Origin of the sequence: Leifsonia sp. SIMBA_070 (assembly GCF_046534635.1) — a bacterium.
Classification (GTDB): Bacteria; Actinomycetota; Actinomycetes; order Actinomycetales; family Microbacteriaceae; genus Leifsonia.
Genome location: NZ_JAWRYK010000225.1, coordinates 1 through 275, shown reverse-complemented (window position 1 = coordinate 275; position 275 = coordinate 1). Strand labels below are relative to the sequence as shown.

1 protein-coding gene is annotated in these 275 nt (G+C 60.7%); it reads left to right on the top strand.

The features are described from left to right. A partial coding sequence (locus SB754_RS20130) for a hypothetical protein (protein ID WP_410784142.1) occupies positions 1–275 on the top strand: 275 nt, incomplete at both ends.

Here is a 275-nt window from a genome sequence, read left to right as displayed (position 1 = left end):
AGCGGATTGATGCTGACAGCGGCACGATTGGCATGCAGGGTGAAGAGGATGGCGGCGCAGATGACGACGAAGTGGATGAACTGATCGCAGAGGTTGTCTATCCAGGCGGCGTGAAGCGGTCGATCAGATACTCGGGTGCGCGGCCTCCGCTAATCAACTACCCAGTCGAGCCTATTGATAAGGAGGAGCCTGCGGAAGCGTTCCTGCGCAGAGCGCGTGAAGTGGGGGCTAGCCTCGCGGGGTCAGTGGATTGTAGGCTCGACCCGGGATGGGAC